This is a genomic window from Microbulbifer agarilyticus, assembly GCF_001999945.1.
GTDB lineage: Bacteria > Pseudomonadota > Gammaproteobacteria > Pseudomonadales > Cellvibrionaceae > Microbulbifer > Microbulbifer agarilyticus_A.
On sequence record NZ_CP019650.1, the window covers coordinates 759249 to 782154 of the forward strand.

The 22906-nt window shown below is 55.2% G+C and carries 18 protein-coding genes; 6 read left to right on the forward strand and 12 right to left on the reverse strand.

The genetic code is table 11. From position 1 onward, the window contains the following. Positions 1-4 precede the first annotated feature (4 nt). From mepA to Mag101_RS03175, 4 genes are all read right to left on the reverse strand, one after another. Positions 5-901, reverse strand: coding sequence for a penicillin-insensitive murein endopeptidase (mepA, locus tag Mag101_RS03160; RefSeq protein ID WP_077400686.1), 897 nt, complete (start codon positions 899-901; stop codon positions 5-7). Positions 902-1034: 133 nt separating this feature from the next. Then, on the reverse strand, positions 1035-2123 hold the full coding sequence (hisC, locus tag Mag101_RS03165) for a histidinol-phosphate transaminase (RefSeq protein ID WP_077400689.1): 1089 nt from the start codon (positions 2121-2123) through the stop codon (positions 1035-1037). A gap of 115 nt (positions 2124-2238) precedes the next feature. Further along, positions 2239-3276, reverse strand: a complete 1038-nt coding sequence (locus Mag101_RS03170; RefSeq protein WP_077400692.1) for an FHA domain-containing protein — start codon at positions 3274-3276, stop codon at positions 2239-2241. Next, complete coding sequence (locus Mag101_RS03175; RefSeq protein ID WP_232325118.1) at positions 3267-4658, reverse strand: S1C family serine protease; 1392 nt, start codon at positions 4656-4658, stop codon at positions 3267-3269. The genes Mag101_RS03170 and Mag101_RS03175 overlap by 10 nt, the downstream gene beginning before the upstream one ends. Positions 4659-5585: 927 nt before the next feature. Here Mag101_RS03175 and Mag101_RS03180 point away from each other — a divergent pair. Beyond that, entirely contained in the window at positions 5586-6083 is a 498-nt protein-coding gene (locus Mag101_RS03180) for a hypothetical protein (protein WP_077400699.1), read from the forward strand. On the opposite strand, the gene Mag101_RS03185 is transcribed toward Mag101_RS03180, so the two are convergent. From Mag101_RS03185 to Mag101_RS03200, 4 genes are all read right to left on the reverse strand, one after another. Further along, a complete protein-coding gene (locus Mag101_RS03185; RefSeq protein ID WP_077400702.1) occupies positions 6067-8709 on the reverse strand; it encodes a protein kinase domain-containing protein in 2643 nt (880 codons plus the stop codon). The genes Mag101_RS03180 and Mag101_RS03185 overlap by 17 nt on opposite strands. 36 nt (positions 8710-8745) lie before the next feature. Then, complete coding sequence (locus tag Mag101_RS03190; RefSeq protein ID WP_077400705.1) at positions 8746-11403, reverse strand: serine/threonine-protein kinase; 2658 nt, start codon at positions 11401-11403, stop codon at positions 8746-8748. 98 nt (positions 11404-11501) lie between these two features. Further along, complete coding sequence (locus Mag101_RS03195) at positions 11502-12524, reverse strand: FHA domain-containing protein (RefSeq protein ID WP_077400708.1); 1023 nt, start codon at positions 12522-12524, stop codon at positions 11502-11504. Between the two features lie 574 nt (positions 12525-13098). Next, a complete protein-coding gene (locus Mag101_RS03200) occupies positions 13099-13632 on the reverse strand; it encodes a MarR family winged helix-turn-helix transcriptional regulator (protein WP_077400711.1) in 534 nt (177 codons plus the stop codon). A gap of 398 nt (positions 13633-14030) precedes the next feature. Here Mag101_RS03200 and ectA point away from each other — a divergent pair, with 398 nt between their 5' ends. From ectA to Mag101_RS03225, 5 genes are all read left to right on the forward strand, one after another. Continuing rightward, complete coding sequence (gene ectA / locus Mag101_RS03205; protein WP_335645067.1) at positions 14031-14612, forward strand: diaminobutyrate acetyltransferase; 582 nt, start codon at positions 14031-14033, stop codon at positions 14610-14612. A gap of 60 nt (positions 14613-14672) precedes the next feature. Next, positions 14673-15995 (forward strand): diaminobutyrate--2-oxoglutarate transaminase, encoded by a 1323-nt coding sequence (gene ectB, locus Mag101_RS03210; RefSeq protein ID WP_077400714.1) that lies wholly within the window; start codon positions 14673-14675, stop codon positions 15993-15995. A gap of 44 nt (positions 15996-16039) precedes the next feature. Then, on the forward strand, positions 16040-16444 hold the full coding sequence (locus Mag101_RS03215; RefSeq protein WP_077400717.1) for an ectoine synthase: 405 nt from the start codon (positions 16040-16042) through the stop codon (positions 16442-16444). A gap of 126 nt (positions 16445-16570) precedes the next feature. After that, the gene (locus tag Mag101_RS03220) at positions 16571-18016 is read left to right on the forward strand and encodes an aspartate kinase (RefSeq protein WP_077408017.1); all 1446 of its coding nucleotides are present in this window, start codon (positions 16571-16573) and stop codon (positions 18014-18016) included. A 126-nt stretch (positions 18017-18142) separates the two neighbouring features. Continuing rightward, positions 18143-19561 carry a sodium/proline symporter gene (locus Mag101_RS03225; protein WP_077400720.1) on the forward strand — a complete coding sequence of 473 codons (1419 nt, stop codon included), beginning with the start codon at positions 18143-18145 and terminating at the stop codon, positions 19559-19561. Between the two features lie 53 nt (positions 19562-19614). Here Mag101_RS03225 and Mag101_RS03230 read toward each other — a convergent pair whose 3' ends face one another. From Mag101_RS03230 to corA, 4 genes are all read right to left on the reverse strand, one after another. Continuing rightward, positions 19615-20193 carry a YceI family protein gene (locus Mag101_RS03230; RefSeq protein ID WP_077400723.1) on the reverse strand — a complete coding sequence of 193 codons (579 nt, stop codon included), beginning with the start codon at positions 20191-20193 and terminating at the stop codon, positions 19615-19617. Positions 20194-20264: 71 nt separating this feature from the next. Further along, a complete protein-coding gene (locus Mag101_RS03235) occupies positions 20265-20888 on the reverse strand; it encodes a cytochrome b (protein ID WP_232325119.1) in 624 nt (207 codons plus the stop codon). Between the two features lie 195 nt (positions 20889-21083). After that, positions 21084-21782: a hypothetical protein gene (locus Mag101_RS03240; protein ID WP_077400726.1), complete on the reverse strand. Its 699-nt coding sequence runs from the start codon at positions 21780-21782 to the stop codon at positions 21084-21086. A 57-nt stretch (positions 21783-21839) separates the two neighbouring features. Beyond that, a complete protein-coding gene (corA, locus tag Mag101_RS03245) occupies positions 21840-22793 on the reverse strand; it encodes a magnesium/cobalt transporter CorA (protein WP_077400729.1) in 954 nt (317 codons plus the stop codon). Positions 22794-22906: the final 113 nt, after the last annotated feature.

Genomic DNA, 22906 nt, shown 5'->3' on the forward strand with positions numbered 1-22906 from the left:
TACGTTAGCGCTTACTTTCGCCAGCGGGCGCACTCAATACCTGGGCACACTGGGCGGGCATTGGCGGCTTCTCGGCCGGCTTTTCCGGCTCTTTGGAAGGCGGACGGTTAAGGATGGCGTAAAACTCATCACTAAACCACCAGTCCAGACCACCGCCACAAGGGTCGCCCTTAACCTTCGCCTGCGGTTTACAGCTGTTGTCCCCGGGCGGGCAATTCAGGCGCACGTGAAAGTGATAGTTGTGCCCCCACCAGGGGCGCACCTTGCGCAGCCATTCGTTATCGCTCCCTGCAATATCGCACATTTTCCGCTTGATGGTGGGGTGCACGAAGATGCGCGCGACACGGGGGTCTTCCGAGGCGAGGCGCACGATACCCGGGATGCGCTCATCCCAGTTTTTTTCCAGCAAAACATGTTTTTTGGCATCGGCCATGGGGATGGCGGCGATATTGTCGCGCTCCCAGGGAGACAGCGGGCGCTCGGCAGCGCGGCGGTCCTGGGAAAACCAGATGTCGGCATCCAACCCCATCTGGTGGCTGGTATGGCCGCTACTGAAGGGCCCGCCGCGGGCCATGGACATATCCCCAATCTGCAGGCGCCCCAGATTGTTCTTTTCCACACTACTGGAAAAGTCCTTGAGGAATTTCACCAGGTACGGATTGCCGTAGTGGCGGTCGCGCCCGGTGCGGACCAGTTGAAAACCGTCGCCGCGTAGGGGCATTTGTTCGGCGCCACTCAGGCAGCCATTGGTGTAGGCGCCGATACTTTCCGGCGACTGCTTGGAAGGGGTTTTCACATCCTCCCAGGGGTTTTGCGCGGCTGCATCCGTTGCTGCGAGCAGCAGACTCAGGGGCAGGGTGGCGATAAGAAGTCGGGCGAAGAGTGATTTGGTCAGCGGCATAACAACGGCGGATGCGTCCGGTTGAGGCTTAAAGTGGGGCCTGTTTAGGCATTAGTGCTCGGGGAATTATAGAGGTTCCCCGAGCCGCTTCTGTGGACGTATCCGCTATTGTGGAAAGTGGCGACGTGGGCGCTTACTGCAGAATTTCCTGGCAAGCGCTCACCAGTGCCTGCATCTCCTCATCGGTGCCGATGCTGATGCGCAAGTACTCACTAATCCGCGGCTTGTTGAAATAGCGCACGATGATGTTGCGCTCGCGCAGGGCGAGAAACAGTGCCTCGGCAGAAGTCTTCGTCGGTTTGGCGAAGATAAAGTTCGCTGTGGATGGGACTATGTCGAAGCCCAGCTTCGTCAGTTGTTCACAGGTCCACTCGCGAGTGGCGATTACCTTGGCGCAGTTGTCGGCCAGCCACGCGCGGTCGGCGATCGCTGCGGTGGCCACCTTCTGTGCAATCCCGTCGATGGGGTAGGAATTGAAGGAATTCTTCGCCCGGTTCAGTCCCTCGATCAGGTGTGCCTGACCCATGGCATAGCCCAGGCGCAAACCGGCCAGTGCGTGGGATTTCGACAGGGTGTGGATAACCAGCAGGTTGGGGTAGCGGTCGATCAGGCTTACCGCGCTCTCGCCACCGAAATCGATATAGGCCTCGTCGATGACGACCACACGCTCCGGGTGCAGCTGCAGCAGCTTTTCGATCTCTGCCAGCGGCAGGTAGCGGCCGGTGGGCGCGTTGGGGTTGGGGATAATCACCCCGCCGGCATTCTCTACCGCGTAGTCCTCGACGCCGATGGAGAAGTCCTCGCGCAGGGGCAGGGTGCGGGATTCAATACCGTAGAACTGGCAGTACACCGGGTAAAAGCTGTAGGTGATATCCGGGAACAGCAGTGGTTCCGGGCGCTGGAAGAAGCTGTAGAAGGCATGTGCCAGTACCTCGTCGGAACCGTTGCCGACGAATACCTGCTCGGGGGTAAGGTCGAACTCCGCGGCGATGGTTTCACGCAGCTGGGTAGATTCCGGGTCCGGGTACAGGCGCAGATGTGCGGCCAGGCCGTCTTCCTGTAGTACCGCCTGTGCCTTGGGCGAGGGCGGGTAGGGGCTCTCGTTGGTGTTGAGCTTGATCAGGCGCTCGGTGCTCTTGGGCTGTTCGCCGGGCACGTATGGCTTCAGCTGGGCAACAGCCGGGCTCCAGAATACGCTCTGTTCGGTGGTGGACTCGGTCATGGCATCTACTCCTGATTCGCGCCGCTACGGCGTCGGCGCGGGGGAGATTTTATGCGTTCGCGGCACAGAGTTCGACCGTGTGGTGATAATTAGCCGAGGCCAATAACCTGTCTGCTCATTCGCCTTCGGCGCTCGCCGGTGTTTTTGACTCGGTGCTTTTCTCGGCCTTTTTATCGTCCTTATCCTTTTTAATGGGGATATCGAACAGGGCCGGAGTAGCCGCGAGGAACTCGTCCATGGGCACCGGCTTGCGCCACAGCAGGGTCTTCGACTTCAGTTCCTTGGACACTTCCGGTGAGCCACTGAACTCGTCCATGCGGCCAATCTCCACCGCGGCCAGAAAGCCGAGGAAACACCAGGGCAGCACAATGGAGGCCACCAGGCGCCAGTGCGGCGCAATATTCAGGGCCAGGTAGGCCGCGCACCACAGCATCACCGGCAGGATCACTGCCAGCGCCAGGATGTTGAGCAGCGGTATCGCGTGGTGAATGGAATAGTTGAAATTGAGCAGCGAGCCGAACCACTGCCAGGCGGCGTACACCAGGGCCGCCGTAGCGGCGATGGAAAAGTGGGCGAGGAAGTGCGATTCGTGCTTCACCACCTTGCCGATAAATGCCCAAGCAGCGGCGTAGATCAGTAGGCCGAAGATCACATCGGTCAGCACTTCCACCACGCGGGTCCAGGGGAATTCACTGGTGCTGCCGAGGAACGCGAGCCATAGGCTGATACCGGCGACCAGCAGGCACAGCAGCGTGGCGACCAGTGGTGTTGCCAGGCGGTCGAACACGTTTTCCGCCGAATGCAGCGGGATGGCCGGCGATACGCTCATGGCCGAATCGATAAAACGCACCCGGCTCTTGCCCAGCTGTACCTCATCGCCGCACTGGATCTGGTAGGCATCCACATCCATCGGCTTTACCGACTTGTCACGGAAGTTGCGCATCAAGCGCATGCCGTTGAGGCTCTTCAGGTCGTGCAGGACGTAACAACCGTCGTCGTCCTTCAGTACTTCTGCGTGCACCGGGTCCACATGCGGGTCTTCCAGCATCACCTCGTTGCTGTAACAGCGGCCGAGGGTCGCGCGGTCGCCCTCCATCCGGAAGCGGTTACACACCCGGTGGGCACGATCTATGGTCTCGATAATCAGTGCCATTGGATTTCGCTCACAAACTTCTGGGTAAAGGCGGTGGCCGATTCCTGGGTGAATCCGGACAGGGTGAAGTGGCTCACCAGCGCGCGATTCTCATGGTCCACGGTGAGGCTCACAAAGAACACATCGAACAGGTCCGGGAAGTTCTTGTAGCGGCGCACGCAGTAGGTGGTGCGGGCAATCACCGGCTCATGGTTGCCATTGGCCTTGGGTGGTTTCTGTTCGTCACCGGACGCTTCTTTGTCGCCTTCCTTATCCGCGCCATTGGTTTTGGCGGCATCGCCATTGCGCGGCTGGGTGGTGAACTGCTGTTTGCAGTTGAAGTCGGTGACATCCTCTTCACTGGCGCTGTTACCGGGGAAGAAGCCGCTCATGTTTTCTTCATAGGCGGCGTAAAAGCGCGATGACAGGAAGTCGTCTGCGGATTCCAGCCAGAAGAATTCGTATTCCACCCGCCCGGTGTCGAAGTCTTCCGACAGGTACACCACATCCTGCCCGGTGCAGCCCTTAGCTACCTGCTTGATCATTTCGTCTTCGTCGTCGCTGGTGTTCCCCCAGCACTGGATCGACGGCACGATTTCGCCCACTACCATGGCGTCGCCCAGTGGGCGCAGCTTCCAGTCGGCGCTGAGTATCTCGTCGATAATGCGTTGCTGGTTTTTATGTAGCTGCCGGTCGATGATCGGTTGCAGCTCCGGGGTGCCGTTGCCGTTCTTCAGGTCGTTTTTGAAGTCTTCCAGCAGGTTGATCAGCTTGTCTACCGGCACCAGAAAACTGATTTGGTTACCGGCGGTGGCCACATTGATACCTACCACCTCGCCGTTGCGATTAATCACCGGGCCGCCGCTCATACCGGGGTTGATGGAGCCGGAGAAATGAATGCGGTCGTAAAAACTGCCGCTGGCAATCCCGTTATAGGTACCGGGCACAATGGTCATGCCCAGGTCCAGTGGGTTGCCCATGGAGACGATGGTTTCACCGCGGCTTGGCGGCTGCTGTGCCAGCCGCAGGTAATCCGGCCCCGGTTCGCCTTTTTGCCGCAGGATGGCCAGATCATTGATGACATCCACATCCAGCAATTCCAGGTCACCTTCCTTGCCATCCACTGATAAGTATTTGAGCGCGTACTTGTCTTCATCGTGCACCGCGGCGGATACCACGTGGTAGTTGGTGGCAATCAACCCATCACTGGAAATCTGGAAGCCGGAGCCGAGGCCGGATTTGGAATTGGAGGAGAGCTCGATCAGGCGGATCTGGTACAGGCTGCCGCGGTAATCGCTGTATAGCTGTTCGTAACTTTGTGCCTGGCTGAAGCTGCCATATAGAAGCAGCGAGAAGACAGCCAAATAGCTCAGAAGATTCAGGCGCGTAAACATTCTCGGCATTGTGGATAAATCAGCGCTGTTTAATTTGTGGGCGAAATGACCGCCGAGTTTACGGGAAGGCCCGGTGCCCAACAAGCAAGCAACAGGCGCCACACAGAGTACCCGCGAAGCGCGGGCACCGATTTCACAGTGTAGTGAATGGTTTCACATTACGCGGTGCTTCCATGTGCCCCAGTCGTTTACGTAGTTTCAACAAGAGGCACAGAGTTCTACAGGCCGCATAATTGCTTAATTTGCAGTTTAAATGCACGCCAAAATGGCGCGACGCAACTGTCGTGTAATTTCGTGTAATGGCGTGTGATCGACCTGTAATAGAGAAATCCGTAAATTTCACTCCAAGGTTGAAGGGGACGCGATGCCCGGCCCTCACAGGAGCCGCGGCAAGGTGGATTGCAGACACCCTGTTTCCGGTGTCCGTTACGGAAAACGGATCTACGGATAAGGATTATCGGGCGCTCAGGATGAGCACCCGTCATCGGCAAGCAGTACAGCGCCTTTCAACCATTTTGCCAATGGATTGGTAGTTGACCGTCACCACAGAGCCCAATTGGGTGCGGTCAGCAATTCAGGAAGACTTCAGCGCAAGCTGAACCGTCAGGCCGGCCCGGCAACCACAGAGCCTAGGAAGCCGGGATTGTGGAAGGGCCTGACAGAGGCACGGATGCCTCATTTCGCTCTTGATAGTGTTGTTGTAACCGTAGATGGCTGGGACCATCTTTTTACTACCGGCAGTAAGCGTGCTTACTGCCGGTTTTTTTTCGCCAAATTTTGATGGCATTCCCTGTATCGGTTGCATTAAGCTGTGTGACGCAGTTCTCGTTCTGAGTCTGTGTATGTTTTTCAAAACGTTTCAAGACCATTGATCACCCTGGCGGTTTGCAGGGAAGGTGAGTCGTACTCACTGTATACAACTATAGGGATGACAACATGAATAAAGCTGAAGTGGATAATTACTGCGACTCGCTGCCGTCATTGGATATTCAGGTGCCGGCAGATGATATCGATATCAGTATGGTTCTTCGTCCGGTAGAGCCTGTGGATGGCGTGCCGCAGTATTGGCCTTTTTATGAGGCAGATAACCCGGAAGAGTTGTTTGGCAACATGGATTTCCACTTCGGTGGTCGCGGAGGGAAGGTAAAAATCAAGTTAACGTTGGATTTATCCTCGGTTCCGGGGAGGGATATCGAATTTGCATTGAGTACAAGTCGTAAGTTGGACGGTATCTTGGCTCTGAGTCCAGATTTTAAACACCAATTCAAGACCACCGCGCAGCGAATAAATGGGCGTTATACGGAGTTGAGTATTGTTGTTAAAGATAAAGAGCATATCCCGGATAATTTTTCATTTTTATGGCTCTGTGAAACCGTAGGGGAAGGGATGCACTTTGTTTCTGGTGATCCTAGGATCATCATAATTCCAGATTGATTTGTGAGCAAATAGCTGTGCCTGCAGCACCTGGCGCAGCTGCTTTTTCGCAAAAATCCTTATATACCGGGAGTAGAAACCAGTCTTTACTCATGCCTTGATTTAGCAGTTGTTTTATTTGATATCCTGCGGAGTTGTATTCGCCCCCTAAGATGTAAACTTGCGATGATATATATTTAACATCGGAGTTTTCTGGGTAATTTGAATTTAGCTGATGAATTATTTCGATCGCCTCCCCAGGGCTTCCCAGGTATGCAATTGCTTGAGCGTAATAGCTGCGATTTTCTGGTGAGTTCTTATTCGCAGTTAGTTTTTTCAGCTGTTCGAAGTAATTTTTTGCTTCTGATTTTTTGTTTAATAAAAGCAACGTCTCGGCAATGTTTCCAATTATGGTGATGTTGTTTGGAGATTTTGAGAGTGCGTTTCGGTATTCTTGGAGAGCTTCTTCATATCTTTTCTGTAAAAGAAAGGCTGTCCCCAAGTTTGTCTGCAAGTACCAATCCAAGTCGGTTTTTGGGATTGATTTTATTATTTTTTCCGATTCTATATATTCCCCTTTCTCTATAAGAATTCCGGAAAGCAAGGATAGTGGTTTTATACTCTTTTGGTTTTTTTCAATAGCCAGATAAAGTTTTCTTATTGCCTTCTCATAGTCGCCAGTTAGATAGAGATTTATTGCAGATATGTAGTAGGATTCTGATGATGGATGGATTTTTATTGCTTCGTCGAGATATTTTTGGCTGTCTTCGTAGTTGCCTTGAGATTGAAGGAATTTCGCATATTGCGTTAAAAGAGAAGAGCTTGGGAAGTTAAGTTCTTTCATTTTCTGGGCCAAGCCATCAATGTCGGCTGATTGGTCTAACTGGCTTCGCAATCTAAATTCGAGTTCTAAAATAATTTCTTGAGGGACTTTTCTTTGTTTGGCTTTGCGTAATTGCTGTAGTCCTTCTATTAAAAATTCTTTTTTTCCTGTTCTGGTGAAAAGGTCGAAGCTGATCTGAGTGTGTAGTTTGTAGAGTGAAGTGTTTTGTGAGTGCGTTTCTAGTAGTTTCTCCAGAAGCTCGAGGTCAAATTTGGTTGTTGAATCTTGGTTTGCTTTAGATGCTATAGCGAGATAAGTGTTGTAATTCTCGGGATTCATTTGTAGCGAAGCATATTTCTTATTTCGATATTTTTCGTCAAATAGGCTTGCTGTGACACTGCTGATTTTGAATTCTGATTCCTGAATAAGAGATAGTGGAGAGCTAAAGCTTATCTGGTTAGTGAGAGTCACGGAGTTGGGGTCGATTAATTCAATATTCACCTGGCAATTACTTGCCTCGCAGAGTAATTGTGCGCTAATGGCATGTGTTGCCCCCAAGTTTACAAGCTCGTTGAAATTATTTTTCCTCTCTGAGGAGTTGTCGGGTTTGAATCGTAGTAGTGCACTTCCCTTTAAGTGCGAAATCGAATTCATCAATGCCTGCCGCACCATAGTTTTGGTCAGCGCCTTGGCATTCTCCTCCCCGCGAATTTCCCCGTTAATTTCCACCGGCATTACCGCAATATATTGTGGCTCCAGTCGGGTAATTTCCTTCCAGCCCCAGTAGCTTCCAGTACCCAGTACCAGTGTGGCGGCAACACCGGTAGTAATCCGCTGCCAGCGCCGACGGCTTTTGACTTTCTGTTGAGTAAACAAATCGGTCAGAGTTGCGGTGAAATCTTCTGCTTCCGCTTCCATCCCCTGTTTGTGCAGCAGGGCAAAGCCCTGATACACAATCTGCGCGCTTTCCGGGCGCTGCGCGGGTTCTTTGGCGAGGAGCTTGTCCAGCAGTACCGCAAGCGGATCGGGAATATTTCGCCATGCCTGCTGCGGCGGGATATGCGGTTCGCTGGTAATGCGGTTGGCCATGGCCAGCGCGCCGGCTTCGTGCTTTTCAAACGGACGGCTGCCGCACAGTAACTCAAATGCTATCGCACCGAGGCTAAACAGGTCGCTGCGTGCGGTGAGTGTTTTACCGAGGATCTGCTCCGGCGACATGGCGGTGATGGTGCCGGCCAGCTGGTTTTCCGCGGTGAGGGTCTTCTCGTCCAGCTGCTGGGATTTGGCGATGCCGAAATCGGTGATTTTGGCCACCGGCTCGCCCTTGGCGTTTTCCGCAATCAGGATGTTGTCGGCCTTGAGGTCGCGGTGAATGATGCCGAGGTCGTGGGCCTGCTGCAGGCCCAGGCAGATCTGCATCAGTAGGCTGAGCTTCTGCTGCAGGCTGGGGCTGCGCTCGCGCATCCACGCGCGCAGTGTGGTGCCCTCGATATATTCCATTACCAGGGCGACGCTGGTGTCACTGCCGGCGGTTTCTTCCAGCACATCGTGCAGGGCGACAATATTCGGGTGATTGAGTTGGGCGAGCAGGCGGGCTTCCTGCTGGATGCGTTCGCGGGCGTTTTGGCTGGCGATATCGTCGCGGAGCTTCTTAACCGCCACTTTGCGGTGCAGCTTCAGGTCTTCAGCGAGGTAGACAACTCCCATGCCGCCCGCACCTAGCGTGCTGAGTACACGGTAGCGGTCGCTGCCTAACTGTGGCGTCTCCTCGCGAGCATCGGTTGCGTTGCTTTTTTGTACAACGTCGGGGTCTGCAATATCCATCTGCGTGCTTTCTTGTAGTGGTTGAGCCCGAACCCGTTACTCCTGGGTCCCATTGAGGGCAAGCTGGGAATTGCCCTCTTTTTTCTTCTTTCCCTTGCCGCCACAGAGACCCGGATATTGCTGTCGCAGGTCGTCGAAGCTGGGGATAGTGCAGATTTTGGCAAACCGCGGCGTGTAATACCAGATGGGGGATATCCCATGCTCCAGGGTTTTGCGCATATGCGCCTTCGCGGAGAGCAGGTCTCCGGTGGTGATATACACCTGTGCGCGCAGGTAATTGGTATACAGATCGTCCGGCGCGTCGCGGCGGATCTTGATCAGGTTCTCTACCGCCTTCTCTGGCTGGCCGAGCTCGGCATAGGCGCGGGCCTGCATCAGCAGCCCTTCCCAGTCGTCGCGGTCGCGGGAGACGCGCAGTGCGCGGCGGGCAAAGTTCAGTGCGGCTTTGTGTTCCTTGAGTTCGTAGGCAATTTCCGCCTGATACAGATAGGCTTCGGCATCTTTGGGGGAGAGCTGGTTTACGCGGTCGAAACAGCCGCGCGCCTCGCCGTACTGTTTCTCGATGTAGTAGGCCAGGCACAGGTTGTACAGATCCAGTGGCCCGATGCTGTCCACGCCGGCCTCGGTCAGCAGGCGCACGGTTTCCCCGGTTTCTCCCAGGTCGAGCTGGTTGCTGGCGAGTAGCGATACCGCCGCGATGTGATCGCTGTTCAGTGCGATGGCTTCGCGCAGGGTCTGGTTGGCGGAGGTCATATCGCCGCCGCGAGTCTCTGCCAGGGCTTTCTGGATCAGGTAGCCGTAGCTGGTGCGCAGCTGCAGGGCCTTGTTGATTTCCTGCAGGGCCTGGTCATAGTGGCCGCGCTGGTCCTGATACATGGCGCTCAGCTGGTAGTAGCTGGCCTTGTCCGGCAGGATCAGTTCCAGGCGCGCGAGCAGCGCTTCCGCACGGCCCGGGTCGTTAGCGTGAATGGCGAGGCGCAGTTTGCTGATCAGCAGCTGGGGCGTATTTTCCAGTGAGGCCGGCGCGCGCTGTAAAAAGCTTTGTAGGCGCTCGACGGCTTCGGCGGCGCGGCTGTTGAGGTCGCGGTCAATCACAATATGCGCGTAGAGCTCATACAGTGGCGCAAAGTTGTTTGCTGTCTGCTGCAGTGCATCCATTTCGTCCAGTAGCTCGGGCTGGCGCAGCTCGTCCGCACGACGCTCGTAGATCTCCAGGTAGCGCTGGTAATCCTCGGCGCTGATATGCAGTGCCTGGTCGGCACCACTGGAAGGGAAGTCGGGCAGTAGGTTATTGAGCTGGTGCAGTGTCCGCGCGCGGCTTTCCAATCCTTCGTCCAGTGCCAGGCGGGTGCTGCGGTTGCCGATCACTGCCAGCGATTTACTGTCGAGCAGCTCAATGGAGAGTTCGCAGCTGTGACGGATACAGTCCAGCGTGGGGACCAGCAGCAGGTCGGCATTGAGGCTCTTGGCCTGCGCCGCAATGGGCTGGCCGTGCAATTTGTGGGATTCCGCAAAGGAAATCAGGCTGAGCCCCTCGCGGTTAGACAGCCCCTGTTTGAGCGCGTTGTGCACATTGTTGAGCAGCAGGCGCTGCTCGCGCGAGATGCTCTCGTCTTCGTGGTTGTCTTCAACCTCGAGCACGGCAATGTATTGGTTCTGTACGCGCTTTTCTGCTGCGGGTAGCCAGTTCATCGATGACCCGGCAAACAGGGCGGCAGCACCCAGCGCGCCACCCACGACGATGCCTGTTGCAATTTGCAGGCGGCGCCAGAGCGAGGGTTTCTCCATTGGGTGTTGGTAAAAAGTATCCGCGGAGATGGTGGCGGTCAGGCTGTGGGTGCGGGTAAAGCTGGTATTGCTGCCGCGCAGTTGCGAGAGCAGGGCTTCCAGTTCGGTGGCCACCGCAGCCGCGTTGATCGGGCGCTGCTCGGGCTTCTTCGCCAGCAACAGGTCCAGCAGTTGACACAGCTGCGGCGGCAGTTCGGGGGCCAGGCGCGCGGGCGGCACGTGCGGCTGTTTTACGATACGGTCGGCAACCACATAGGGGCTGCTGTTATCGCCAAACGGGCTCTGCCCACACAGCAGGCGGTAGGCGAGTACCCCGAGGGAGAAGAGGTCGCTGCGGTTGTCGAGGGGTTTACCCTGGGCCTGTTCCGGCGACATGGCGCCCCAGCTCCCGGCCACATGCTGTTCGCGGGTGAGGCCGCTGTCTTCCTGCCAGTTTTTGGCAATACCGAAGTCGGTAATCTTGATGGTGCCACTGTTGTCCACCAGGATGTTTTCGGCTTTTAGGTCCCGGTGAATAATGCCGGCGCTATGCGCGCGGGTAAGGCCGCTGCAGATTTGCTTGATCAGTTGCAGTTTCTGGATCAGGTCCGGCGAGCGCTCTCTTTGCCAGCGGTCGAGGCTGCAGCCATCGACGTATTCCATCACCAGCGCGATGCCATTGTCTGTGTCTACCACATCGTAGAGCTGGACAATATTGCTGTGGTTGAGCTGCGCGAGCAGTAGCGCCTCGCGGCGGATGCGTTCGTCGGCGTTGCTGCTGTTGGGATTGCGGAGCAGTTTTTTGATCGCCACCTGGCGGTTGAGGCGTTCGTCGGTAGCCAGGTAAACCACACCCATGCCGCCGGACCCGAGTCTGGCGGTGGCGTGGTAACGGCCGATATAAAACGGTAACTGCTCAGATTGCATGTGATGACTGCGGTAAACAAATCTACGGGAAAAACCGCCGTCCGTGGATTCCAACTTGCTCCCTGCAAGGCGCCCTCTGCTCGAGGCTGGGCCGGCGATCAGGCCGGCGTCAGGTCGCTCTCCTGTGCAGGTTCTTTTACAAGAGGGTATTCACCGGTAGAGGCTTCCAGTTCTTCCCTCTGGGAGCCTTTGAAAATATCCAGCTGGGTGCAGCCGAGGCGCATTTCATAGGCGCGGCGCTCTACCAGCTGTGAGGTATCAATGGCATCCGGCAGGCTGTCCGCGATTTGTTTACGCGCGCGGAAAATCTGCGTATTCAGGTGGTTGATGGTGATGCCCAGCTCGCGGGTGGCGAGGTCCACCGCGACCCAACCCTGGTCGGCGGGGTCGACGCCGCGCTTGATGTCGCTGATGCGCGCACGGGCCAGGTAAAGCAGCAGGTAGTTATGCGAACGCGCAGGCAAGTCCTGCTTCATGTCGTCCTTCACCAGTTGCAGCTGCACGTGTTCCTCATGATGGCTCACGGTGTAGCGCAGGCGGAAGTCGGCGATGCACAGGTTTTTAAGGGAGAGCTCGGTGGTGGTGCCCTGACTGTTGCCAAGGAACAGTTGCCAGCTGTTGCGCGCACAATCGACACGCGCACCGTGGCTCACCACTTTGGCGTTATCGCTGTTTTCTTCGCAGTCGAGGAACTCGTAAATCCACACCCCATTGGTGGGGTTGAAGTGCAGGCTGGCGATGGGGTCGTGTTCGTCCGGCAGCAGGTGGTAGGACTCGAGGGTGGTGGCTTCGCCGGTTTCCAGGTCGATCAGCAGGTTTTCCGGCGGGTCGAGGTTTTCTACCTTCCACTCGGGGTTGGTGGCGCGGCCAAAGGTAATCTTGTCACCCAGCTGTAATTGCTGGTTTTTGGCGGGGATAAGTTGCTGGCCATTGACCCAGGTACCGTTGCGGCTGACGTCGCGAATAATCCAGTGGCTGCCAGTCCATTGGATGGCAGCGTGAATACCGGAAATTTCCGGCAAGGTGATACGCGTGTCCGCGACTCCCTGGCGGCGGCCAACGGTGTGATGGGCCAACAGGTAGACGGGTTGATCCCGGTCCGGGTGCTGCAAGCAAGCCATGATTTGTCCTTTCCCCTAAGAGCTGCACAAAAAAACGGCGCGGTGCAGCTGTCAAAACGGCTGCAGTTGCCGAAAATCTGAACAGAAATTGCAAGACAGGGTGGCCGGAATTTGTTGTGCCGGGCACGGCCTTGTGCACGGTTGGGCGAATGGGTTTACCACTCTGTTTTTAGCCCCGGGGTGCGGTCGCGGATATAGACAATCAGAACGATCTACGGAAAGGGTGCACCTGTCCGAAGCGTTGTCGTCTATCGATATACGAAAGTATTGCGGATTCGTTTGTTTTCGCCGCGACAGCTGTTCACCGCTGTCTTGTATTAGTGATCACAAGTCTGTTGCTGACTTCTTCCTAGTCAACAGACCTGCAGCCACTCTAGTGTTGCCCGTCCTTTATACCCGACTTCGCTTTGAATGCAACGACCTTGGGGGCAAATTAGGGGAAATAGCACCCTAATTGCACGGCCGTACAATTTGATGGCGAGTTTTTGCGTTTTTAGCGGAATTCGTGAGGTGGCTGGTTCGGCATAATTGCACTGATTTTGTGCTGGAGCGCCCGGCGATGTGTCGGGGCCCTTTAGCTTTCCTCAGAATTGCCGGGTGGTTTTGTTGCGTCTTGCGCGGGTAGTTTGCGGCTATCCTTGCGGTCGAGTTCTCCTACATCCAACACCGGGGAAGCATCGATATGCTCAGCGTCCATCATTAGTGCCACTCGTTGCAGAGAGGAGATGATCATGGATTGTTCCCATTCGCGCAGGTCGCGGAACTGTTTGACGAAGTGTTCCTGCAGTGGGGTTGGTGCATCGCGAATAATATCTGCGCCTTTGTCGGTGAGGTAGGCGTGCACTTTGCGCTTGTCTTCCTGTGAACGCTCCCGGTACACCAGGCCGCGCTTTTCCAGGCGGTCGAGTACCGTAGTAACCGTAGCCTGACTTAGGCTGATTTCTTTGGCCAGCGCGCCGATGGTGACCTGTCCCTGTTCTCGAATTGCCTGTAGCAGCAACAGTTGCGGCGCAGTGAGTCCGGCAGTTTTCACCAGTTGCTTGGAGTGTAGGTCGGTGGCGCGAATCAGGCGGCGCAGAGTGGTCAATACTTCTTCGATTTTATCCATCGGCAGCACATTCTCGGATTAGTGATGGGTTTCTACACGTGGCCGATTTTGGGTTCTGCTGTCGGTTTGTCAATCGGTCAGTAAATCTATTGGTGTTTGGGCTGCCCGTAGAATGTGTATTCCACCGGTTAGGGCCGGGTTGGTGCGCGCTATTTGGGTGCGTCACAAGGCCGCTCATACGCCCTACTCCCTCGATTCTGTTCAAGATTTCACCTTGTCTACGCAATAATATTTAGAGTACTATGGATATAAATGTTTAGAGTCGTAAATATTTTTTTACGAAATTGAATGGATTTCAAACGGAATCCCACCATTTTGGCTGGATTCCGTTTTTTTTGATGTCATGTACATACTGCTCTAACAGTTTGATGACTAAATATTTATAGGGCGGTATTGGTTTGAGTACAGTAGATGGATGCGACGTGGAGCTGGGTGGTGACAGCGCACCGCAAGAGGGCGTTGCTGTGCAAAACAAGGCCACTTCGGTTCAGTTGCGCCTCCCGCAGAGTCAAGATGGGGCCCGCGTACACTCGTTGGTCGCGAATTGTCCGCCGCTGGATACCAACTCCCTATACTGCAATTTGTTGCAGGCTACCCACTTTTCCCAGACCAGTGTTGCCGCGGAGCGCGATGGTGAGCTGGTTGGGTTCATCTCCGGTTACATCCTTCCCGACCGTTCTGACACCTTGTTTATTTGGCAGGTGGCGGTAGCAGAGAGCGGTCGCGGAGAGGGCCTAGCTGGCCGCATGCTCCGAGAAATCCTGTCGCGCACCGCCTGTGCTTCGGTCACTCACCTGGAAACCACCATTACGCCAGACAATGCCGCCTCTTGGGCGTTATTTCGTAGTCTCGCAGCCAAGCTGCAGGCGAGTTTGTGCGATTCAGTGATGTTTGACCGCGATCGCCACTTCAACGGTGCGCATGACAGTGAGCTGTTGGTACGCATCGGCCCCATTGCGCCAGCAGAATCCATGCGCTGAGTGCTCCTCCCGAATTTCTGTTCCTGTATTTAAAACCAACCACCAAATAAAGGTTGCCTTGTGAAAATCTTTGATGAGATTGAGTCCGAAGTCATGAGCTATGCCCGCGCTTTCCCGCGGGTGTTTAATAAGGCTCAAGGGGAGTACCTGTACGATGAGGAGGGCAATCAGTATCTGGACTTCCTCGCCGGTGCAGGCACCCTGAATTATGGCCACAACAATCCTGTGTTTAAGGAAGCACTGCTGGATTACATTCAGCAAGACGGTATTACTCACGGACTGGACCTGCATACCAAGGCCAAGCGTGAGTTTCTGGAGGTGTTCTCCGAGAAAATTTTGCAGCCACGTAACCTGAGCTATGTGGTGCAGTTCACTGGCCCTACTGGTACCAATGCGGTAGAAGCAGCGCTGAAGATTGCGCGCAAATACAAAGGCCGCGAAAATATAATCTCCTTTACCAACGGTTTTCACGGATGCAGTTTGGCTGCTCTGGCTGCTACCGGTAATTCCCATCATCGCGGCGCCTCGGGTGTGAGTATGAGCGGTGTTACCCGTATGCCTTACGAGGGCTATTTGGGTGACGGCATCGATACCACCGCATATCTGGATAAGGTCCTGAGTGACTCTTCTAGCGGTATTGACCACCCCGCAGCAGTGCTGGTGGAGACGGTGCAGGGTGAGGGCGGCATCAATGCGGCCAGTATCGAGTGGCTGCGTAACCTGCAGGATGTATGTACCAAGCACGATGTACTACTGATCGTTGATGACATTCAGGCGGGCTGTGGCCGTACCGGCAGTTACTTCAGTTTTGAAGAGGCCGGTATTGTCCCGGACATCGTCACCATGTCCAAATCGCTTAGTGGCTATGGCTTACCGTTTGCGGTTGTGTTGATGAAACCGGATCTGGATCAATGGAAGCCCGGTGAGCATAACGGTACATTTCGTGGCAACAACCTGGCCTTCGTTACTGCTACGGCTGCCATCAATCATTACTGGAGTGACGATACTTTTGCGCGCGATGTGCTGCGTAAGGGTGAGTACATTGAGCAGCGCCTGGAGCGCATTGTCGATAAGTACGGTGATGGCAACATGACCACGCGCGGCCGCGGCATGTTCCGCGGACTGAACTGCGTCAGTGGCGACTTGGCGGACAAAATCACCTCGGAAGCCTTCCGCAACGGTCTGGTGATCGAAACCAGTGGCGCTGATGACCATGTGGTGAAAACCCTTTGCCCACTGACTATTACCGATGCCAACCTGACCCGAGCATTGGATATCATCGAGGCCGCCGTGTCCAAGGCCGTGAAAGGCGAAGGTGTGCCGGTAGAGCGTAATTTCTTTGCCACTGAGTTCGAAGAGCAAACACTGGCCGGTGCAGCTTAAATCCGAATATTAGATTCGATCAAAGAATTGAGACAGAGATAGAAATGATTGTAAGAAAGCTACAAGAAGCCGAACAGACAGACCGCCGCGTTGTATCTGAAGGTTGGGAAAGCACCCGCCTTCTACTGAAGAACGACAATATGGGTTTTTCTTTCCACATCACCACGATTTACGAAGGTGCGAACCTGAACCTGCATTACCAGAACCATCTGGAATCGGTTTACTGTATCTCCGGCGAGGGTTCGGTTATGGCGGAAGCCGATGGCGTGGTACATGAAATTACCCCGGGCACGATCTACATATTGGATAAGAATGACAAGCATGTGCTCAAGGCAAAGTCGGAGATGAAAATGGCCTGTGTGTTTAACCCGCCACTCAACGGTAAGGAAGTACACAATGCAGAAGGTGCATATGAGCTGCAAGCGGAAGAGGTGATGGACGTAAAATAGACGCCCTGTTATCCACTGGCTATGCAGAATACAGCAGCGGAGTTTTGGTGCGACGGCCGAGACTCCACCTTCGCAAATGACATTGGCTTAAATCGGAAGTTTGAACGCGGTAAAAGCAAGGAATCCATGAAGGCACATACGGTTGAAAAAATCGGTGGTACGTCCATGAGCGACTACCCCGCAGTACGTGACAACATCATTTTAAAAAACGGCAAGGCAGAAACGGAAGGTTTGTACGGGCGTGTGTTCGTGGTATCTGCGTACGGCGGTATTACCGATATGCTGCTGGAACATAAGAAATCCGGCCGCCCGGGAATTTTTGCGTTGTTTGCCGGCGCCGATGATGAGCGCGAATGGTCTGATGCGATAGCCGCCTTGCGCGTACATATGGAAGAGCTGAACGCTCAGCTGTTCACTGATGAAGTGACCCTGGCTAAGGCCAACGGGTTTATTGCTGAGCGTTTGAATGACACCGCCAATTGTCTTGGTGACCTGGAGCGAGTCTGCCAGCACGGCCACTTTGCCCTTGAGGGCCACCTGGATGTGGTTCGGGAAATGCTTGCCAGTCTGGGTGAGGCGCACAGTGCCTGGAACATGGCACAGCTGCTACGGCAGGAAGGTGTGAATGCCCGCTTTGTAGACCTGACCGGTTGGCGCGACGGCGAGCACCTGACTCTCGATCAGCGCATCGAGCGAGCCTTTGCGGGTGTGGACTTCGATAATGAACTTCCCATAGCGACTGGTTATGCACACACTGCTGAGGGGCTGATGAAAACCTTCGCCCGTGGCTATAGTGAAATGACTTTCAGCCGTATCGCGGCTATTACCGGTGCCAGTGAAGCAATTATCCACAAAGAGTATCACCTCAGTAGTGCCGACCCCCGTCTGGTCGGTGAAGAGCAGGCGGTACCCATTGGCCGCACCAATTACGATGTGGCCGATCAACTGGCCAACCTGGGTATGGAGGCCATCCACCCGCGCGCTGCCAAGGGGCTGCGCCAGAAGGAAATCCCGCTGCGCGTCATGAATACCTTTGAGCCGGAACACCGCGGCACGTTGGTGACCGGTGATTACGTTAGTGATACACCGCGGGTGGAAATCATCGCCGGGCGTAAAGGCATTTACGCGGTGGAGTGCTTCGACCAGGACATGATGGGTAGCCTCACTAGCTACGACGGTGTGATTAACGACATTATCGCCCGATTTAAGGGTGCAGTAGTGACCAAAGATACCAACGCCAACACCATCACATATTATCTGAGCAGTAACCTGAAGACCGTAAAGCGAATTAAAAAGGTGATTGGTGAACAATTCCCGGACTGCGATCTGCAGGTACGTAAAGTTGCAGTGGTTTCTGCCATCGGCAGTGACATGAAAGTGCCCGGCATGCTGTCCGGCGCCGTTGGTACATTGGCGCAATCCGGTATCAGCATTCTCGCGGTGCACCAGTCCATGCGTCAGGTTGATATGCAGTTCGTGATTGACGAGAGTCATTACGAGGTTGCGGTTAAGAGTTTGCACGCCGCACTGGTGGAAGTGCATGAGCATGGCGAAGCCATCTGCGCAGCCTGATTCTCTCGTTTTTGTTTGGCCGCCAGTGCTGCTGGCGGCGCTTTCCTAGAACGGCTTGTCCAAGCAGTGTTTAACAGCCGCAATAATAACCACTAGCGATCGTATTGCTGTTTTAAGAGGCTAGCCGTGCTAATCAGTTTTTTGTTCTTTCTTTCCCTGTTTGCCGCAGTGGGAATTAGCTCTTACCGGAAAAGTCGCGGTACCAAAAGTGACTATTATCTGGCAAGCCACGATGTGTCACCAATGCTGGTGGGGCTGTCAGCCGTGGCCACCAATAACAGCGGCTACATGTTTATCGGTGTCATCGGCTACACCTATGTCACCGGCCTTGCCTCTATTTGGTTAATGGTTGGCTGGATTCTCGGTGATTTCCTCGGTTCCCTATGGATACATCGCAACCTGCGTCAGGCGGCAAAGCGCAGTGGTGAATCAAGCTATGCCGGTGTGCTTGCTTGCTGGCAGGGTACACGCTTTGGTGCCTGGCAGAGACTGGCCGGCATACTTTCTCTGCTATTTCTGCTTGCCTATGCCAGTGCGCAGCTGGTGGCTGGTAGCAAGGCACTGTATGTGGTGCTGGACTTGCCCATCTGGAGTGGTGCGGTTATCGGCGGTGTGATTGTCGCGGCTTACTGTCTTGCCGGCGGCATCCGCGCGTCTATTTGGACTGACGTGGCCCAGTCGCTAGTGATGGTGCTGGCGATGGCTACATTGCTGGTTGTGGCAACCCAATCCGTTGGCGGTGTTGGTGCCGCTTGGAGTGCCATGGGGCAGGTGCCGGGGTTCTTAAACTGGTACCCCAGCGACTTGTTAATACCCGGCATTGGGGGGGCTGCGTTGTTTGTAATGAGCTGGGTATTTGCGGGTATTTCTGTGGTGGGGCAACCTCATGTCATGGTGCGTTTTATGGCGTTGGATGATGTGGGTAACATGGTGCGCGCACGCTGTTGGTATTACCTGTGGTTCATCTTATTTTATGGGATGGCCACCGGTGTGGGCATGTTATCGCGAATTCTTCTCAGTGAGTCGGGTGCATTTGATGCGGAACTAGCGCTTCCGATGATGGCGATGGAATTACTGTCGCCGGTATTGGTTGGATTGATTCTGGCAGGTATTTTTGCTGCCACCATGTCCACCGCCGACTCACTTGTTCTGAGTTGCTCTGCAGCACTGACCCACGATCTCCTTCCTGAGCGCACGGAGAGCACGCGGATCCTTAAGTTGGCGACGGTCGCCATTACTTCGCTGGCGGTGGCTTGGGCGCTGTTAAACGAACAAAGTGTATTTAGCCTGGTGGTGATGAGCTGGTCTGCGCTGGCTTCCGCTTTTGCACCGTTGTTGATGGTTCTGGCCGCCGGTGGTCGCCCTTCACAGAAGCTGGCCATCATAATGAGTTTATTGGGACTGGCGACGGCACTGGGTTGGCGTTGGCTTGGTTGGCACGCACACATCTATGAAGGGATGCCCGGTATTTTAATGGGTCTTGTCGTGTATGGGGTGGGCCAGCTGTTGGCCCGAGCGACGGTTACACGCACAGTAAATGCATAAAGAAAAAGCCCGGCATTAAGCCGGGCTTTTTTGTATTTGGTTGAGGCGGGTGGTTAAAGACGAATACCTTCAACATCCAGAATCATCTCTACGGTTTGAGACGCAGGGCCCAGGTCGTAGTCGATACCGAAGTCTTTCAGTTTGAATTCGGTGGTGCCGGTGAAGCCCTGACGGTAGCCGCCCCACGGGTCCTGGCCGCCGCCGATCTCGGTCACGTCGATGGTGATCGGCTTGGTAACACCGTGCAGGGTCAGGTCGCCCTTCAGCAGCGCTTTGCCGTCGCCATTGGGTTCAAAGCTGGTGCTCTTGAAGGTGGCGGTGGGGAAGTCCGCAACATTCAGAAAGTCTTTACCGCGCAGGTGCTTGTCGCGCTCGGCGTGGTTGCTGTTCAGGCTGGTAGTGTCCACGGTTACCTGCACAGTAGACGCTTCGGGCTTGGCTTCGTCGTAGACGAAGTTACCGTCGAACTTGTCGAAGCGGCCATACAGCCAGCTGTAACCCAGATGCTTGATGCGGAACTGTACAAATGCGTGGGCGCCCTTGGTGTCGAACTTGTACTCGGCGGCGTTAGCGGTGGTGCTGATGGAGCCGGCTACCAGCGCGGCAAACAAAAAGGTTGCGATTTTTTTCATTGAGCGGGTTTCCTGTTTCAGGGTTATTACTGGGTTAACAAGATTTATATGATGATTTAGCGGCTAAATTATCAAGGTGTTTGGGTCAGGTGCTTTCCGTTTGTCGCATGCTGCGGGGTATCTGTCTCGGTCTCGGCCTCGGTCTTGCCGGGTTGCTTCCCCAGCATTTTGCGCAGCGTGTTGTCTTTGTTTACGAAGTGGTGTTTGAACGCGGCCAGCGCATGCACTGCCACCAGTCCAATCAGCGTCCAGGCTAGCCACTCGTGTACTACGCCGGCAATGTCTTCCTGGTTTTCTAATCCCTGAAGCGTGGCGGGTACGCTGAACCAGTTGAATACCTCAATGGCGCGGCCATCGGCGGTAGAGATCAGATAGCCGGTGATACAAATGGCAATCAGCAGCAGATACAAAACACCGTGGGCAATGCCCGCGGCTTGCTGTTGCCAGCGGGGGGCCGGTTCTGGAGCTGGGGACTCGTTCAGCCAACGCCAGGCGAGACGCGCAATCAGCAGAATCAACAGCAGAATACCAACGGACTTGTGGATGCTCGGGCCCTGGCGGTACCAAGGATCGTAATAGGAGAGGTCCACCATCCACCAGCCAAGGGCAAACATGCCGATGATGACCGGTGCCATCAGCCAGTGCAGGGTGACGGCCACCCAGCCGTAATGGGTTTTACTGTTGCGGGACTGCACGCTCCGACGCCTCCGTATGAGCAGGTTTGTATTCGATAGGGAGGATTATAAAAAGCTGAGGTGCGGTGAATAGCGCAAAAAGATGGAGCTAAGTTTCGAAAAAATCGCACTTGCCCCGGGGCGGGTTATTTTTTGTGCGATTTATGCGCTCTGAACGCTAGTGCGAAGAGAGTAAGGGCGGGGCGAAGGCTTCGATCAGTAATGCGTCGCGTGCTGGCGCTCGGCTGCGTTCAATACCTTACCCAGCAGCCTGGGATCGAGCTTGGTGCGGTCGCTCAGTTCGTCGGTCAGCCAGTTCAGATCGTGTGGGTGTTCGTGGGCTTGGCCGTTTTCCATGGCCATCTGTTCCAGTTGCCAGATAACGTCCAGCAGCAGGCCCGCTTCCAGGGGCTGCTCCCCCTCTTCGGTCAGCATCTGGCTTTCCAGGTTATCCAGGTCCCGGCGTCTAACCACCAGCTCGGAATAGTTTGGGTACCAGCGGCCGCTGAACGGCTCGGGGCGATCGTGGAAGCCAAAGGTGATGCGCAGGCGATTACCTTCGGCATCCAGCAGAGTGGGGGTGTCATTTTCAGTCGCAGGCAAGGCGGGTTGGTGGCGCAAAATGCCGACAATTGCACGCCAGTCTCCCTGGTTTGTGGGGGACAGGCGCAGCGGTTCGCTGAGCTCGATATTGCTCCAGCCGGTTTTGTCGATGAATTTGAGTTGCTGGCCGGGACGGTACCAGTAGAGGTCGAGTTTCTGGTCTTCCGCAAGGCGCGCCAGATCGTCGCCGGTGAGCTGTTCTTCCGTCAGCACGTTGAGGTGGTCTACGGCCTGTTGCGCACTGAGCCAGCGTCGCAAGTGGAAGGGTTTGTGCGTGAATTGCTCTGAAATGTTACCGCCCGCCGTCGCCATTATCGTCCTGCTTCCCTGTTATGGCTTTCCAACGCATTAAGGTTAGCAGGTGGTGGCCTAGAGCCACCCTTTCTTTTTGAAATACAGGTAGGGTGCCATGCCCGCCAGTAGCATCAGCAGTAGTGCCCAGGGGTACCCCAGTAGCCATTGCAGTTCCGGCATGTTTTCAAAGTTCATGCCGTAAATACTCGCCACCATGGTTGGCGGGAGGAAAACCACCGCGGCGATGGAGAAAATCTTGATGATTTTGTTCTGCTCGATACTGATAAAGCCCTGGGTGGAGTCCATCAGGAAGTTGATCTTTTCGAACAGGAAGGTGGTGTGTGACATCAGCGTGTCGATGTCGCGCAAAATCCCCCAACAATCTTCGCGCAGCTCCTGGTCGTCTTTGAGGTGGCGCTGCAGGAAGGCGATGGAGCGCTGGGTATCCATCAGGCACAGGCGGATTTTTCCGTTGGAGTCTTCCAGTTTGGCCAGGTGATCGATGGCGTCTTCGAGGTTGCCTTCCTCTTCTTCCAGCACCAGGTGGCTGACTTCACCGAGCTTGAGGTAGTTGTCTTCCAGGGCGTCGGCGAGGTTTTCTACCTTCTGCTCAAACAGCTGGATCAGCAGCTCCTGGGCATTGTGTGCCTCCACCTGATTGCGGCGGGCGCGCATGCGCAGCAGGCGGAAGTCTGCCAGTTCGGTATCGCGTACGGTGATCAGGCGCTTGGGCTGCAGGATGAATGCGGCGGTCGCGGTGTCGTGCCGGCCCTCGCTCTGGGTGAGGTAGAGGGAGTGGACGTGAATACCTGCGGAGTCTACGAAGTAGCGTGCGGAAGACTCCAGCTCGTCTACGTCATCGGATTCCGGGAGTTCGGTGCGCAGCAGCTGCTCCAGCAGGTCGCGCTCTTCTTCTTCCGGTTCCTGCAGGTCAATCCAGGCGGCGTCCTCAAGTGGCTGACTGCGGTAGTCGCTACCGGAGTAGGTTTCATTGATCTTGCCGTGCTGGATTTGAAACAGTCGTAGCATGCCGCTTCCTTGGGGGTGTGACTTGTGCGCGGGCCCGGGCCTCAGGCTGGTTGGGAGGCATGGTCTCAGGGTGGCGATAACAAATCAATTGCCGCCACCGGGCATCTGGGCCC

Coding starts and splice junctions, on each gene's coding strand:
- Mag101_RS03170 (WP_077400692.1), bottom strand. CDS start 3,276: ATGGCACTGATTATCGAGACCATAGATCGTGCCCACCGGGTGTGTAAC.
- Mag101_RS03200 (WP_077400711.1), bottom strand. CDS start 13,632: ATGGATAAAATCGAAGAAGTATTGACCACTCTGCGCCGCCTGATTCGC.
- Mag101_RS03185 (WP_077400702.1), bottom strand. CDS start 8,709: ATGGATATTGCAGACCCCGACGTTGTACAAAAAAGCAACGCAACCGAT.
- Mag101_RS03190 (WP_077400705.1), bottom strand. CDS start 11,403: ATGCAATCTGAGCAGTTACCGTTTTATATCGGCCGTTACCACGCCACC.
- Mag101_RS03240 (WP_077400726.1), bottom strand. CDS start 21,782: ATGGCGACGGCGGGCGGTAACATTTCAGAGCAATTCACGCACAAACCC.
- Mag101_RS03230 (WP_077400723.1), bottom strand. CDS start 20,193: ATGAAAAAAATCGCAACCTTTTTGTTTGCCGCGCTGGTAGCCGGCTCC.
- mepA (WP_077400686.1), bottom strand. CDS start 901: ATGCCGCTGACCAAATCACTCTTCGCCCGACTTCTTATCGCCACCCTG.
- Mag101_RS03220 (WP_077408017.1), top strand. CDS start 16,571: ATGAAGGCACATACGGTTGAAAAAATCGGTGGTACGTCCATGAGCGAC.
- hisC (WP_077400689.1), bottom strand. CDS start 2,123: ATGACCGAGTCCACCACCGAACAGAGCGTATTCTGGAGCCCGGCTGTT.
- Mag101_RS03215 (WP_077400717.1), top strand. CDS start 16,040: ATGATTGTAAGAAAGCTACAAGAAGCCGAACAGACAGACCGCCGCGTT.
- Mag101_RS03195 (WP_077400708.1), bottom strand. CDS start 12,524: ATGGCTTGCTTGCAGCACCCGGACCGGGATCAACCCGTCTACCTGTTG.
- Mag101_RS03175 (WP_232325118.1), bottom strand. CDS start 4,658: ATGCCGAGAATGTTTACGCGCCTGAATCTTCTGAGCTATTTGGCTGTC.
- Mag101_RS03180 (WP_077400699.1), top strand. CDS start 5,586: ATGAATAAAGCTGAAGTGGATAATTACTGCGACTCGCTGCCGTCATTG.
- corA (WP_077400729.1), bottom strand. CDS start 22,793: ATGCTACGACTGTTTCAAATCCAGCACGGCAAGATCAATGAAACCTAC.